We start from the raw sequence: 14,500 nt of genomic DNA, 5'->3' as shown, positions 1-14,500 counted from the left end.
TGAGGAGAGCGGACACCTGCCCGTGGCCGTCCGCAGCTCCAGGCCGCCGCCGTTCTCCGGATATCCAACGACCGCAGCAGGGTCACCCCGCGTCGCGTCATCCTCGGTGAAGGACCTGCCCGGTGACCTTCACCCTGCTCTGCTGCGCGACGCGTGTCGCCGTGACGGTCGCAGTGCCGATTAATCAGCTTGGAACAGGAAAACGTCCGGCAGTATTCTCGCCGGTCCCGAATGCGGGCCATATCACTTCGACGGAGTCTAAGGAATGCAGCGGCGAGTAGTGGGATTTCCCTCCCGAGCAGGTTTCTATCTTAGGAGAGAGTTTCCTAGCCGCCGATCGCGGACATCGGGCGATCTGGTTGGACGAAGGTCGGGTCGTCCAGGCCCGCGCCCGCCTTCTTTCCCCACATCGCCTCGCACCAGATCCGCGTGATGTCCTCGTCCGGGGCGTCCGCGCGCAAGGCCGCGCGCAGGTCGGTCTCCTCGGCCGCGAACAAGCAGGTTCGTATCTGGCCGTCAGCGGTGAGCCGGGTGCGGTCGCAGGCGGCGCAGAACGGGCGGGTGACCGAGGCGATGACGCCCACTCGGTGCGGGCCGCCGTCCACGAGCCAGCGCTCGGCGGGCGCCGAACCTCGGGCCTGGCAGCCTTCTTCGGTCAGGTCGAAGCGGGTGCGCAGGGAGGCGATGATGTCGCTCGCGGTGATCATGCCGTCGCGCCGCCAGCCGTGCTGGGCGTCCAGGGGCATCTGCTCGATGAAGCGGAGTTCGTACTCGTGCTCGACCGCCCAGGCCAGCAGGTCCGGGGCCTCGTCGTCGTTCAGGCCCGGCATCAGGACCGAGTTGACCTTCACCGGGGTCAGGCCCGCCTCACGGGCTGCGTACAGGCCCTCGATGACGTCCTTGTGGCGGTCCCGGCGGGTGAGGGTCTTGAAGGCGTCCGGGCGCAGAGTGTCCAGGGAGACGTTGACCCGGTCCAGGCCCGCCGCCTTCAGGGCCGCAGCCGTTCGCTTGAGGCCGATGCCGTTCGTCGTCAACGACATCTGCGGGCGGGGTCGCAGCGCTGCGACCCGCTCCACGATGCCCACCAGGCCCGGGCGCAGGAGCGGTTCGCCGCCCGTGAAGCGGACCTCCTCGATGCCCAGCGAGGTGACCGCGATGTCGATCAGACGGACGATCTCGACGTCCGTGAGGAGATCGGGTTTGGCCAGCCACTGCAGGCCCTCCTCGGGCATGCAGTACGTACAACGCAGATTGCACCGGTCGGTCAGCGAGACCCTCAAGTCGGTGGCCACTCGGCCGTAGGCGTCGATCAGCATGTTCCTGAGACCATTCCTGCCCCGTGCCGCGCTGTCTCCGGCACCGCCCCGGAAACGCGGTGGATCGGGCCGCTGACCCGGACCAGAGGCAAGCCACTCGCTCGGCTGGCGTGGGCGATGATCTCCGCGGTGATGGAGATGGCCGTCTCCTCGGGGGTGCGGGCGCCGAGATCGAGGCCGATCGGGGACCGCAGCCGGGCCAACTGCCTGTCGGTGACTCCGACTTCACGCAGGCGGCGCAGCCGTTCGTCGTGGGTGCGGCGGGAGCCCATCGCGCCGACGTAACCGACGGGCAGGTCAAGTGCCAGCTGGAGCAAGGGGATGTCGAACTTGGCATCGTGGGTGAGTACACAGACGGCGGTACGGGCGTCCACTGCCGTCCGGGCCAGGTAGCGGTGGGGCCAGTCGACGACCACCTCGTCGGCGTGCGGGAATCGGGCTTCGGTGGCGAAGACGGGTCGGGCGTCGCACACAATGACGTGATAGCCCAGGAAGCGGCCAGCCTGGGCGAGGGCGGCGGCGAAGTCGATGGCGCCGAATATCAGCATGCGGGGACGGGTGGCGGCCACGTGGACGAGGGCGGTGAGCTGCTCGGGGCAGGTGTCGGCGTCGCCGCCGAGCGAGACAAGTCCGGTGCGTCCGCTGCGCAGTTGGGCGGTGGCCCGGTCGCCCACGGCTCGGCCGGTCGGCCCGTCGCCGAGCGCGCGGTCGGCGATCCAGCTGTCGCCGAGCACGCTCAACGTCGTGCCGAGCATCCTCTCGGGCCCGTCCACGACCTGGGCGACGGCGGCGGGCCGGCCCTCGACCGCCTCGGCGAACGCCGCGCCGAGATGCGGCTGGGCGCCGGGGTCGATGCGCTGGACGAGGACGTCGAGTTCGCCGCCGCAGGTCAGGCCGACGGCGAAGGCGTCGTCGTCGGAGTAGCCGAACCGGGCACGCTGTGGAGCGCCTTGCTCCTGGAGCACCTGTTGGCACAGCTCGTACACCGCACCCTCGACACAGCCGCCGGAGATGCTGCCGAGGGCGTTGCCGTCCACGTCCACCGCCACCGACGTACCGATGGGCAGGGGTGCGCTGCCGGTGACGCCGACGACAGTGGCCAGGGCGAAGGGGCGTTCCTCGCGGCACCAACGGTGCAGTGTGTCCGCGATGTTCAGCATGGAGGGCTCCAGAGCAGACGGTCGCTGTCGCAGAAGGTGGATCAGGTCGCCGCCGCGTCGACGGGGGCGCATGCGCGGCGGCGACCCGGGGGTCCAGCAGCCGTACGGGGGGTTCGGCTGCCGGACCCGTCCAAGGAGGCGGTGATGTCAGAGCAACGCCTCGGCGGTGATGGGCAGTTGGCGGATGCGGCGGCCGGTGGCGTTGAATACCGCGTTGCCGATCGCGGCCGCCACGCCCACCTGGACGACCTCGCCGAGGCCCTTGACGCCCAGCAGGTTGCCGGCGTTGTCCTCGCCGTCCAGGTAGATCGCCTTGATCTCGGGGACGTCGGCGTTGACCGGGACGAGGTAGTCGGCGAGGCTGGCGTTCACGATCCGCCCGTCGCGGTGGTCGGTGACCGTGTCCTCCAGCAGCGCCTGGCCGATGCCACCCACGATGCCGCCGATCGCCTGGCTGTCGGCGAGCTTGGGGCTGATGATGCGGCCCGCGTCGTACACCCCGAGCATCCGCCGTACCCGCACCAGCCCCAGGTCCGCGTCCACCGAGACCTCGGCGAAGGTCGCGCTGTAGGCGAAGTAGGCGGACCGGTCGCTGCCCGGCCCGTCGTAGGAACCGTTCGCTTCCAGGTGGGAACGGTCGTTACGGGCCAGCAGACTCTTGTACGTCTCCCCGCGCGCCGTGTTGTTGTGCACGTGCAGTCGGCCGTTGCGCACGACCACGTCGTCCGCGTTCACGCCGTACAGCGGCGAATCGCGGTCCTCCACGGCCAGCTTGATCGCCTGCTGGCGCACCTTGTTGCAGGCGTCGACGACGGCCGAGCCGACACTGGCCATGGTCGACGAACCGCCGTGCGGCGAGGTGAACGGATACTCCGAGTCCCCCAGCCGGAAAGTCACCGTGCGCATGGTCAACCCGAGGGCGTCCGCGGCGACCTGAGTCTGGGAGGTGTACGTGCCCGGCCCCATGTCAGTGGTGGCCGCCTCCACGACCGCCGTGCCGTCGGCATCCAGCCGAGCCCTGGCCTGCCCCGGATACCGCCCGCAGTCGTAGGCCCCGGCGGCCATGCCCAGGCCGATCAGCAGGTTCCCCTCCCGTGTGGAGCGCGGCTTGGGGTTGCGGCGGTCCCAGCCGAACTCGCGGGCGCCGACCGTGTAGCACTCACTCAGCCGGCGGGAGGAGAACGGCTCGTTGGTCGACTCGTCCTCGGCCGGTTCGTTGCGCCGCCGCAGCTCGATCGGATCGATGCCGAGCTTGTCAGCAAGCTCGTCCATGGCCGACTCGATCACGAACGACGCGGGGGCGAAGCCGGGCCCGCGCATCCAGATCGGGGTGTTCACGTCCAACGGCACCTGCCGGTAAGCCTGGCGGACGTTGGGCATGCTGTACATCATCTGGCCCGTGCCCAGGACGGCCTCGAAGAACGTCTCGTACGACGAGGTCTCGTGCTCGATGTCGTGGATCGCGGCGTTCAGCTTGCCGCGCCGGTCGCTGCCGAGGCGCAGCCGGTACTCGTAGGCCGGCCGGAAGCCGGTGCCAAAGTACATCTGCTTGCGCGACAGCACCAGCTTCACCGGGCGCCGCGTCACCCGTGCGGCCAGCGCGGCGACGATCGTGTGCGGCCAGCAGCGCAGCCCGCTGCCGAACCCGCCCCCGACGAACGGGTTGATGACCCGCACCGCGTCCGCCGGGAGGTCGAAGACCGCGGCGATCTCGTCGTGCGTGCCCATCACCCACTGGGTCTTGTCCCAGACCGTGAGCTTGTTGCCGTCCCAGCGGGCGACGGTGGCGTGCGGCTCCATCGGGTTGTGATGGTTGCGCGCCAGCTCATAGGTCAGGTCCAGCCGTACGGCGGAGGAGCGCAGCCCGGCTTCGGCTTCGCCGCGCGTGTAGTTCGTGGGCTCGCCAGGCTTGCCCTTGGTGATGTCGGTCGAGGGCTTCTCGGCGTCGTAGCGGACCCTGACCAGGCTGGCGCCGTGCTGGGCCGCCTCCAGCGTGGTGGCCACGACGACGGCGACCGGCTGGCCGTGGAAGAGCACCCGGTCGTCCTGGAAGACGCGCAGCCTGCGCCCGGCCGGGTTGTTGGACCCGGTGTTGTCCCGGTAGGGGAGCTTCGGAGCGTTGCCGTGGTGGATCACCCGCAGCACACCGGCGTGTTTCTCGGCGGCGCGTGTGTCGATGGACCTGACACGGCCGCGGCCGATGCTCGCGTCGACGATGACGGCGTGCACGGTGCCCTTGAGGTCGTGCTCGGCGGCGTACTCCGCCTTGCCCGTGACCTTCAGCCGGCCGTCCACCCGGGACAGCGGCGCACCTACGGCTGCCTGCGGCTGGGGGCTCATTCCATCTCTCCTACGGTGCGCAGCTGGCGTTCGACGGTCCGCTTCAGGAGCTCGACCTTGAACCGGTTGTGCCGAAGGGGGCGGGCGCCCTCGGCCGCGTGCCCGGCGGCCTCGGCCCACAGACCGTCCGAGGGACGCTCACCGATCAGGGCCCGCTCGACGGCAGACAGCTTCCACGGCACGGTGGCCACACCGCCGGCGGCCACCTTGGCCTCGCGGATCACACCGCCCCGGATGTGCAGTGCGACGGCCGCCGAGGCGAGCCCGAACGAGTAGGACTGCCGGTCGCGAAGCTTCAGATAGGCCGACTTCAGCGGACGCGGATACGCCGGAATCTCGACCCCCGTGATCAACTCCCCCCGCCGGATGTTCTGTTCGCGCTGCGGGGTACTGCCGGGGCGGAGCAGAAAGTCGGCGAAGGGGAGGCTACGCTCCTTGCCGCCCGGGGCCTGCAGATGGACGGTCGCCTCCAGCGCGGTCAGGGCGACGGCGAAGTCGGAGGCGTGAACGGCCACGCAGTGATCGGAGCCGCCGAGGATCGCATGGCCGCGGTTGTAACCGCCCAGTGCGGCACAACCCGAGCCGGGCTCGCGCTTGTTGCAGTCGGCGGTCACATCACGGAAGTAGGTGCAGCGAGTGCGCTGCATGATGTTGCCGCCGACCGTGGCCATGTTCCGCAGCTGGGCCGAGGCGCCCCGCAGGGCCTGCGCGGCCACCGGGTACAGGGAGTTCAGCTTGGCGTCCGCAGTGGCCACGGCCATCGGGACCAGGGCCCCGATGCGGATGCCCCCGCCCTTGGTGGCGGTGATGTCACGCAGGGGCAGCGCGCTGATGTCGACCACCGTGTCGGGGCTTTCGACGGTCTCGCGCATCAGGTCGACCAGCGTGGTGCCGCCGGCGATGTAGCGTCCGCCGCGTCTGCCGGCGTCCAGGGCTTCCCGGACGCTGCTGACGCGGATGTAGGTGAAGGGATGCATGGGGGCCGCTCCTTACTTCCGCGCGGCGGTCTCGACCGCGCGCACGATCTTGACGTAGCAGCCACAGCGGCAGACGTTGCCGCTCATGTACTCCCGGATCTCCTCCGGCGAGCCGGTGTGGCCCTCCTGGATGCAACCGACACCAGACATGATCTGGCCGGGTGTGCAGTAACCGCACTGGAAGGCGTCCTCGTCGACGAACGCCTGCTGCAACGGATGCAGTTCATCGCCCTTGGCCAGGCCCTCGATCGTGGTGACCTCAGCGCCCTCCAGCCGCACCGCCAACGTCAGACAGGAGTTCACCCGCTGCCCGTCGACCAGCACCGTGCACGCCCCGCACGCCCCCGCGTTGCAGCCCTTCTTGGAGCCGGTCAGGTCAAGGTGCTCGCGCAGCAGGTCAAGCAGCGAGGTGCGGTTGTCCACCGTCACGGTCCGGCGGGTGCCGTTGACCGTCAGGGAGACCCGACTGGAGGGCGCAGCCCCCGCGGCAGCGGCCTCCTCCGAGCCGGCGAGGAACGTCCCTCCGGCCACCACGGCACTGCCCACCACGACACCGGTGGCGATGACGGTACGTCGGCTGGGCCCCGAGGAGGAGGCATCCGGTTCGGTCAAGGGTGGAACAGCGGATTCAGAGAGGTCATCAGACATACAAACGCCTTCGCATCACGGACGGATCAGTCGTGTACACCAGCGGGAGACCAGGCATGAGATCGACGCCACCGCGGGAAACTGGGTGATCGCTCGCCTCGACAGGGCGGCTGATCACGCAGAAAGTCTTGCACCACAGGCGTCACTCATGGCAGGGAGAGTTTTATCCCCCCATGCTTTTCCTTGACTGTCGCTTGGTTTTGACAGCGAGTAAGCGCTAGGCGAAGGACGAAGGGCCGCCGAAGGCGCGGAACACCTCACGCCCCCGAATTCGCCGCACAGCAACACCCGCAGGTCTGTTGGTCTGTGAGAGAGCCTGTTTCGGCGAGGAGGCCGCACAGACCTCGCAGCGCGCGGATGCTTCGATCGACTGCCATGACGTCCTTGAGGTGTTCGCCCTGCGTGTCCACCGCCGGCGAAGCCGGCACTGCGACGGAGCGCACAGCGGACCTCGTCCAACACGTTGCGGAAGCGCCGGGAGACCGAGACCTGGTGCCGGAACGATGCCAGCGGCCAGGGCTGCAGGGCGCACCTCCACCAGACCTCGATGATCACCCCGCAGCCCGAAAAAGCAGGCGCGCTTGATTTTTATCCCCTCGGCTGCCACTCTCGCACCACACTGGCCAGGGAGCGATGACCAGTTGTTCCGGATCGGCTTCCGTCCTGCGTATGCCGGTGTTCCGGGAACGGACGCGGAGAGGACAGCTCATGGAACTGGCCACCACCCTCGAGTACGCCGAGAACGACCCCCGCAAGGCCGTCGAGGAGACCGTGCGGCTGGAGAAGGCCGGGCTCGACGCCGTCTGGGTGGCCGAGGCATACGGTTTCGACTCACCGACCACCATGGGCTACCTCGCAGCCCGCACCGAGCGCGTGAAAATCGGCTCGTACATCATCAACGTCTACTCCCGCACGCCCGCGCTGATCGCCCAGACCGCCGCCGGACTGGACGCGGTGTCCGAAGGCCGTGCCCTGCTCGGGCTCGGCGCCTCCGGTCCGCAGGTCGTCGAGGGCTGGCACGGCCGGCCGTACGACAAGCCGCTCGGCCGCACCCGCGAGACCGTCGAGCTGTGCCGCCGGATCTGGCGACGTGAGGTGATCGATCACCATGGCATCGTCGACATGCCACTGCCGCCGGAGAAGGGCGGCAAGCTCGGCAAGCCCCTGAAGTTCCTCAACCACCCGATCCGCAGCGAAATACCGATCCACGTCGCGGCGCTCGGCCCGGCCAACGTCCGCTTGACTGCGGAGATCGCCGACGGCTGGCTGCCGCACCTCTTCATCCCCGAGAAGGCCGGACAGGTCTGGGGAAGCGCACTTGCCGAGGGACTCACACGTCGCCCCGCCGAACGCGGGAATTTCCAGATCGTGGCGGGCAGCCTCCTCGCTGTCGGCGAGGACGCGGCAGCCGCCCGCGACCTGCTGAGACCGATGATCGCCCTCTACCTCGGCGGCATGGGCGCCAAGGGCAAGAACTTCTACAACGACCTGGCCCGCGCATACGGTTACGAGGAAGCCGCCGAGAAGATCCAGGACCTCTACCTGTCAGGGAAGAAGACCGAGGCGGAGGCGGCCGTACCCGACGAGCTGACCGAACTTGTGTCGTTGTGCGGCCCCGAGGGCTACGTGCGTGAGCGCATCGAGGCGTTTCGCGCCGCCGGTGTCACCCAGTTGAACGTCCGGGTGGTCGACCCTGACCCCGCCCGTCTCGTGGAGAAGGTCAAGGGCTGGCTCTGACGGCTGCTCAGTTCGTGCCTGTCCCGGGACCGTGCCAGGCTGCGAGGACGGGACCGGCGCGGTTGACCGGACCCGGTACCGGTCGTGTTGAGGGGCCGGCCGATATCGGGCTCTCCGGGTGGCTCACGCGTGGAGTCGAGGTAGTAGGGCCGAGTATCCGTTGATCGTGCCCACGTGTTGGTGGTAGGCGGTCTCCCGGACAGGCTGCCTGAACCAGCAGCGGTGGTCTTGTTGCCGACGGCGTCCAGGTACCGGTGCATCGTCGCCGGGAGGTCGATGCCGTGGCAGGTGTCGTGGTCGATGAGTCGGCCCAGCTGCCGTTCCGCGCGGTCGAAACTGCTGGGGCTTTCTGCGTAGCGGTCGTAGGAAGTCGACGCAGTCACGGGACAGCGCCTCCCCTGTGAGGCTCGTCGCGGTTGACGTCCCGATGACGGGGTGCGCCTCTGTTCTTCATTCCGGAACTCACGTCTCACCGCTCGATCACTGTGGACCGGGGCGGAGGGTGCACGGGTGGTGACGATATGCTCACCGACTGGCCCGGACCACGTCGTGCTGTCGGCGAGGAGTGTCGGGGATGGGACAAGGAGCGGTTTGGTCGCGCGCGGGGGCCAAAGGGAGGCGGGGGAATGCGGCAGGCGGGTGTGCTCGACGTAGGGTGCCACAGCGCTCTGTTGACTGTGGTGCGGCGGCGTCCTGGTCCGGTGCTGGAGCCGGTGTTCTCCCGCAAGGTGCGGCTGCGACTGCACGAGACTCTCGACCGCAAGGGGCGGCTGGAGAAGGCCGGCGTGGAGAGTGTCGAGCGGGCAGTGGCCGAGGCCGTCGCTGCGGACCTGCGGCCGGGTGGACCGGAGGTGTTCGCGTTCGCGACCTCCGTCATCCGGGACGCGCCCAACCGCGACGAGGTCATCGCCCGAGTGGCACGCACCACGGGTACCCGTCTGCGCGTGCTGACCGGCGAGGAGGAGGCGCGGCTGGCCTACGTGGCGGCCCGCCAGTGGATCGGGCCGACGGACGGGCAGTTGCTGGTCCTGGACATCGGCGGCGGCACCGTGGAGATCGCCTCCGGCACCGGAGACCAGCCCCACGTCGTCCACTCGCTGCCGCTGGGCGCCCGGAGAATCACCCGGGACTGGCTTCCCGGCGGTACCGTGCCGTCCCGACGCCGCCTTACCGAGGTCCTGCAGCACCTCTGCGAGTCTCTGGAAGCGGTCTCCGGCCTGCCGCAGGCCGAACGGGGAGGGCGGGTGCTGGCCTGCTCCAAGACCTTCGAACAGCTCGCCCGGCTGGCCGCCGCCCAGAGCAGGACCCCGCGCACAAGGGGGCGGCTGACGCTGCCCCGACTGCGCACGGCGGTCTCCGTGCTGGCCGACGCGGCACCGTCCCACCGTGCCAAGCTGCCGGGCATCTCCCGGCACCGCGCCGAGCAGTCCCTGGCCGGAGCCTTGATCGCACAGGCCCTCATGGAAGCCTGCGGGGCCAAGAGCGTCGAGATCTGCCCCTGGTCCACCAGGGAAGGGCTACTGCTCGAACACCTCGGCGTGGCTCCCACCCCAGTCGTCCGCCCCCGCCTCGTCGCCTGAGCACAGAGGGACCTGGCCCCCGAAGGCTTTCCCGAGTTCGGCATCCACCTCCTGGACCCGCCGCCTCGCACCCTTCCACCGCTCACCGCTGCAGCGGCCGTAAACGGGCAGCGATCTTGTACTGCGTCAGACCGGGGCCGTGCACGGCGTGGGCGATCCCGACAGACGAGGACAGCCAATCCCTCGACAAGGATGGCGTTGGCGAGCTCGCGGACGGGAGACCGCGGTCCACGCGTCATGTGCGGACCGCTTCGTCCTTCCTGCTCACCTGGCCCGTAGGACGTCGAGCGCTGTGAGTGCCACGTGCAGTTCGGTGCGGTGTTCGCCGGACTCGAGATCGCAGTCGAGTATCCGCTCGATACTGCGCAGACGTTGGTAGACGGTCTCGCGGGACAGACAGCCGGAGCGGGCTGCCAGGGTCTTGTTGCCTGCCGCGTCAAGATAGTGGCGCAAGGTCGTCAGCAAGTCCGTCCCGTGGCGGGCATCATGGTCGAGGAGCAAGCTCAGCCGGCGCTCGGTGAAGTCCTGGATCCGGGTGTCCTCCCGAAGCGCGAAGAGAAGACGACGCAGGCCGATGTCGGACGGCTGGTGGTAGGAGCGTCCCGGCGGGAGAGGCCGGCCGGGCTCGGTGGCTTCGGCGACACGGGTCGCCTCGCGGAAGGATCGGGCGACATCGAAGAGGTCCGTCGCCTCGCTGCCTGCGCTGACGGTGGCCCCCGGCGCCAACTCGATTACGGTGCGGCTCAGATGTTCGACCACGGGTGCGCAGGGCCGGCCGGGGCGCAGGGACAGGAGGATGCCGAGGCGCGTGGGGCTGAGAACGCCGACGAGGGCCTGTGTCCCCTGCTTCCTCAGCTCTTCGCAGAGGAGGGCCTCGCTTTTCGTCGCGTCGGACTCTTGAGGGAAGTCCGCGAGCACGGCCATGAAGCTGCGGTTCTTGGTGGACAGACCCAGTGCGGCGACCCGGGCCTCGGCGTCCGTGGGGGAGTGGTGGCGTTGTCCGACGAGGTCGCGCAGGAGATTGCGGTGTGCGGTGCGTTCCCAGGGCACGGGGTGGATGACGCGGGCGATGGTGAGGGCCATCGCAGCTCTCTCCAGGACCGTCACAGCGGTGGGGCCGAATATCGAGGGAGTGGGCCGGCGTGACGGGTCGGGCAACATGACCACCCGGCCCCAGCTTTCGCCCTGGTACTCCACGGATGTCACGAGCCAGCCGCCGGGTCCGGACACGGATGTGCGGCCGACGGGAGATGTCGCTCGTGAGCGCTGTTCCCAGTCGCTGAGCGCTGCCTCGACCGTGCCTGCGGAGGGCGCGCAGATCAGTGCCTGGTGGGCCAGGTTCTCCAGTACGACGGTGTGGCCGCTCATCTCAGCGGCGGCACGTACGACCTCCTCGGGCACAGCGCCGCGCAGGGTGAGGGCGGTGAACGCCTCGTGAATGCGCTGGGTCCGGCGCATCTCCTCGGCCTGGTTGCCGAGGATGAGAGCGTGGACGACCTGTGTGACCTCAAGGAAGTTGACGTCCTTGGCCAGGGTCACGAGGGGGAGCCCGCGGGCCTCGCAGGCATGGACCAGAACGTCGGGCGGGCGGTGGTAACGGCGGACCAGTTCGATGACCAAGGCCGCCGCGCCGACGTCGGCGAGTTCGTTCACGTAGCGGCGTACGCCGGCCGGCTCCTCCGGCAGGGGCATACCGGTGGTCAGTACGAGCTCGCCGCCCTTGAGGAAGGAGGCAGGGTCGGTCAGCTCGGTCATGTGAACCCAGCGGACGGGGCGGTCGAGCAGGTCTGCTCCGGTGACAACTTGTGGCTGCCCGGCGGACAGGACGGGAAGGGCCAGAACGTCGGCCACGGTGAGCGGATGGCCGGCGGTGGCCATGTCCGGGCCTGCCAAGGAGGCGTCAGGACCGTCGGTGACGGGCCTCGCAGCCGTGTGGTGCTTCTCGCGCATGGGACCTCCCTGGGTGCTCCGTCACCCTGACAATCCTCGCTGACCTGCGCAAGAGCTCTGAAAGGGCGGCTGTGAGCAGGACGAGCGGCGTGTGACGCCCGGTGCGGCTGACACAACGTCCAGATGCCGCGGCGCGGGCGGACAGATCGAGCATTGGCGTCATCGAGATACGCGGAGATGCTCGACCGGACCGGAGCCAGACCGACGACCCGCCGGGAGACGAACATGACTGCACTGTCGCCGCACCTTCGCCAGGCCACGCCCGTGGTGGCGGTCCGGGGAGAGGGCGTCCACCTCTACGGTGATGACGGCCGCCGCTACCTCGACTTCACCGCCGGCATCGGCGTGACCAGCACCGGGCACTGCCACCCCAAGGTCGTGGCGGCCGCCCAGGAACAGGTGGGCACCCTCGTCCACGGCCAGTACACGACAGTCATGCACCAGCCGCTGCGGCGGCTTGTCGACAAGCTGGGCGAGGTCTTGCCCGAGGGGCTCGACAGCCTGTTCTTCACCAACTCCGGCAGCGAGGCGGTGGAGGCGGCGCTGCGGCTGGCCCGGCAGGCCACCGGTCGGCCGAACATCGTGGTCTGCCACGGTGGCTTCCACGGTCGTACGGTGGCCGCCGCCTCGATGACGACCTCCGGCACCCGCTTCCGGTCCGGCTTCTCCCCGTTGATGAGTGGTGTCGTCGTCACTCCGTTCCCGTCTGCGTACCGGTACGGCTGGGACGAGGAGACCGCGACCCGCTTCGCCCTGAAGGAGCTGGACTACACGCTCCAGACGATCTCTTCGCCCGCCGACACGGCCGCGATCATCGTCGAGCCGGTGCTCGGCGAGGGCGGATACGTCCCCGCCAACCGTGCCTTCATGGAGGGCCTGCGGGAGCGGGCGGACCGCCACGGCTTCCTGCTGATCCTCGACGAGGTACAGACGGGCGTCGGCCGCACCGGTCGCTTCTGGGGGCACGACCACTTCGGCGTCACGCCCGACATCCTCGTCACCGCCAAGGGCCTGGCCAGCGGCTTCCCACTGTCAGGAATCGCCGCCCCCGAGGAGCTGATGACCAAGGCGTGGCCCGGCTCGCAGGGCGGTACGTACGGCGCCAACGCCGTCGCCTGCGCCGCGGCCTGCGCCACCCTCGACGTCGTCCGCGACGAGAGGCTCGTCGAGAACGCCGAGGTGATGGGCAAGCGCCTTCGCCAGGGCCTGGAGGCGGTGGCCGACCGGACCGTGGGCATCGGCGACGTACGTGGCCTCGGGCTCATGCTCGCCACCGAGTTCGTCACCGAGGACGGCAGTCCGGACCCCGAGACCGCCGCCCGCGTGCAGCGTGCCGCTGTCGACCAGGGCCTGCTCCTGCTTCTGTGCGGTGCCTGGAACCAGGTCGTGCGGATGATCCCGGCCCTGGTGATCGACGAGACGGCGGTGGACCAGGGACTCCAGGCATGGGCGGCCGCGGTGGAGGCCGGCACATCGGGAGCGACGCGGCGATGACGTGACCGGGCCGGGGTGCCGTCCTTACCGGCCGCACCCGGCCTGCGCGTACCGAGGGCTCCTGTGCGGTCGTCACCGCGGCGACGGTCCGCCTGGTGGCGACCGCACAGGCTTCAACACCGCTCCCTCGCGTCTTGAGTCAGGAGATTGCGGAAGTCGCGCAGGTGAGCAGCCAGGTTCTCCGGCGCTGCTGTACGTCCAGCAGCGCCGGAGGCGCGGGCCTCACGAACGCCTCGATCAGCTGTGACCGCGCTTCGGTGACAGAAACGGTCACCGCATCGGGGGTCCGTGCTTCGTCGAGGCTGTCCTTCACGCAACCATGGTCGGGACCATCGAGTCGTCGGCTGCTTTGCTGAGGGGCAGAGGGTGCGTCATGGATATTCGGCAGCTGGAGTACTTCCTTGCGATCGTCGATCGTGGGGGGTTCAACCGTGCGGCCTCGGCTCTGTACGTGTCGCAGCCGTCGCTGTCGCAGGCCGTGCGGGCACTGGAGCGTGATCTCGGTTCCGAGTTGTTCCATCGCATCGGGCGTAGGGCAGTGCTGACGGAGGCCGGAAGGGCTCTGATCGAGCCTGCCCGGGAGGCCGTGCGGAGTCTGGAGACGGCGCGGGCGAGTGTCGCGGCGGTGCATGAGCTGCGTGAGGGGCGCCTGGACGTGGCATCCGTGCCGTCACAGGCGGTGGAGCCGCTGACGAGTCTGGTGAGTGCCTTCAGCCACCGGTATCCCGGCGTCTCCGTGGCCATCAAAGCGGCGTTCACCTCGCGTGATGTGATCGACATGGTGCGCACGGGTGCCGTGGAACTGGGGCTCTTGGCGTCCTCCGGGCCGTTCTCCGACAAGGAGGTCGTCTGCCATGAGCTGGGGCGGCAGCGCTTCGTGCTGATGGTGCCGGCCGACGGCCCGTTCGCTGATCGGACGGCGGTGGGGTGCCAGGAGCTTGCGGGGCAGCGGCTGATCGTCGGGCAGCCGGGTACCGGGATGCGCGCCTACGTCGACGCGCTGCGGGAACAGGGCATCGAGTTCACCGTCGCCGCCGAGACCGAGCACCGGGTGTCGCTCATGCCCCTGGTACTGGCCGGTGTCGGGCTCGCCGTGGTCATGGATTCCTGGCGGGACCTGGCCCGGCAGCTGGGCGCCCGCGTCCTGGACATCGAGCCGGAGAGCACCTTGGACATCGCTCTCGTCAGCCGCCGCGGCAGCCTGTCGCCGGCGGCTGCCGCGTTCGTCACGGCCGCCATCTCGGCCTCCGGCAGCTGATAGGCGCCGCTTATAAGGGATATCCGCTTTGCGTCTTGGA

11 protein-coding genes are annotated in these 14,500 nt (G+C 69.4%); 4 read left to right on the top strand and 7 right to left on the bottom strand.

The window, feature by feature from the left end:
- Positions 1-326: 326 nt before the first annotated feature.
- The 5 genes from moaA to HW837_RS10970 all read right to left on the bottom strand — a co-directional run bounded on the left by moaA (position 327) and on the right by HW837_RS10970 (position 6,441).
- Positions 327-1,316, bottom strand: a complete 990-nt coding sequence (gene moaA / locus HW837_RS10990) for a GTP 3',8-cyclase MoaA (protein WP_045561044.1) — start codon at positions 1,314-1,316, stop codon at positions 327-329.
- Positions 1,310-2,476, bottom strand: a complete 1,167-nt coding sequence (locus HW837_RS10985; RefSeq protein WP_045561043.1) for an XdhC family protein — start codon at positions 2,474-2,476, stop codon at positions 1,310-1,312. The genes moaA and HW837_RS10985 overlap by 7 nt, the downstream gene beginning before the upstream one ends.
- Before the next feature lie 147 nt (positions 2,477-2,623).
- A complete protein-coding gene (locus tag HW837_RS10980) occupies positions 2,624-4,816 on the bottom strand; it encodes a xanthine dehydrogenase family protein molybdopterin-binding subunit (protein ID WP_045561042.1) in 2,193 nt (730 codons plus the stop codon).
- On the bottom strand, positions 4,813-5,793 hold the full coding sequence (locus HW837_RS10975; RefSeq protein WP_045561041.1) for an FAD binding domain-containing protein: 981 nt from the start codon (positions 5,791-5,793) through the stop codon (positions 4,813-4,815). The genes HW837_RS10980 and HW837_RS10975 overlap by 4 nt, the downstream gene beginning before the upstream one ends.
- Positions 5,794-5,805: 12 nt before the next feature.
- The gene (locus tag HW837_RS10970; RefSeq protein WP_093790485.1) at positions 5,806-6,441 is read right to left on the bottom strand and encodes a (2Fe-2S)-binding protein; all 636 of its coding nucleotides are present in this window, start codon (positions 6,439-6,441) and stop codon (positions 5,806-5,808) included.
- Positions 6,442-7,149: 708 nt separating this feature from the next.
- On the opposite strand from HW837_RS10970, the gene HW837_RS10965 reads away from it, so the two are divergent.
- Both HW837_RS10965 and HW837_RS10960 read left to right on the top strand, forming a co-directional pair.
- Positions 7,150-8,178 carry an LLM class F420-dependent oxidoreductase gene (locus tag HW837_RS10965; protein WP_045561039.1) on the top strand — a complete coding sequence of 343 codons (1,029 nt, stop codon included), beginning with the start codon at positions 7,150-7,152 and terminating at the stop codon, positions 8,176-8,178.
- Positions 8,179-8,804: 626 nt separating this feature from the next.
- The gene (locus tag HW837_RS10960; RefSeq protein WP_045561038.1) at positions 8,805-9,758 is read left to right on the top strand and encodes a Ppx/GppA phosphatase family protein; all 954 of its coding nucleotides are present in this window, start codon (positions 8,805-8,807) and stop codon (positions 9,756-9,758) included.
- Between the two features lie 264 nt (positions 9,759-10,022).
- Here the strand turns inward: HW837_RS10960 and HW837_RS10955 are convergent, their stop codons facing one another.
- Positions 10,023-11,708 (bottom strand): PucR family transcriptional regulator, encoded by a 1,686-nt coding sequence (locus HW837_RS10955; protein ID WP_193381262.1) that lies wholly within the window; start codon positions 11,706-11,708, stop codon positions 10,023-10,025.
- A gap of 225 nt (positions 11,709-11,933) precedes the next feature.
- Here HW837_RS10955 and HW837_RS10950 point away from each other — a divergent pair, with 225 nt between their 5' ends.
- Positions 11,934-13,202 (top strand): aspartate aminotransferase family protein, encoded by a 1,269-nt coding sequence (locus HW837_RS10950; protein WP_045561167.1) that lies wholly within the window; start codon positions 11,934-11,936, stop codon positions 13,200-13,202.
- Between the two features lie 139 nt (positions 13,203-13,341).
- Here the strand turns inward: HW837_RS10950 and HW837_RS10945 are convergent, their stop codons facing one another.
- On the bottom strand, positions 13,342-13,515 hold the full coding sequence (locus HW837_RS10945; RefSeq protein WP_159040942.1) for a hypothetical protein: 174 nt from the start codon (positions 13,513-13,515) through the stop codon (positions 13,342-13,344).
- 60 nt (positions 13,516-13,575) lie between these two features.
- Between HW837_RS10945 and HW837_RS10940 the strand changes: the two genes are divergently transcribed.
- Positions 13,576-14,460 (top strand): LysR family transcriptional regulator, encoded by an 885-nt coding sequence (locus tag HW837_RS10940; protein WP_045561166.1) that lies wholly within the window; start codon positions 13,576-13,578, stop codon positions 14,458-14,460.
- The last annotated feature ends 40 nt before the right edge of the window (positions 14,461-14,500 follow it).

Origin of the sequence: Streptomyces caniscabiei, from assembly GCF_014930365.1 — a bacterium.
Taxonomy (GTDB): Bacteria; Actinomycetota; Actinomycetes; order Streptomycetales; family Streptomycetaceae; genus Streptomyces; species Streptomyces caniscabiei.
The sequence above is the reverse complement of the archived record's forward strand: the minus strand, read 5'-3'. Positions and strand labels throughout refer to the sequence as shown.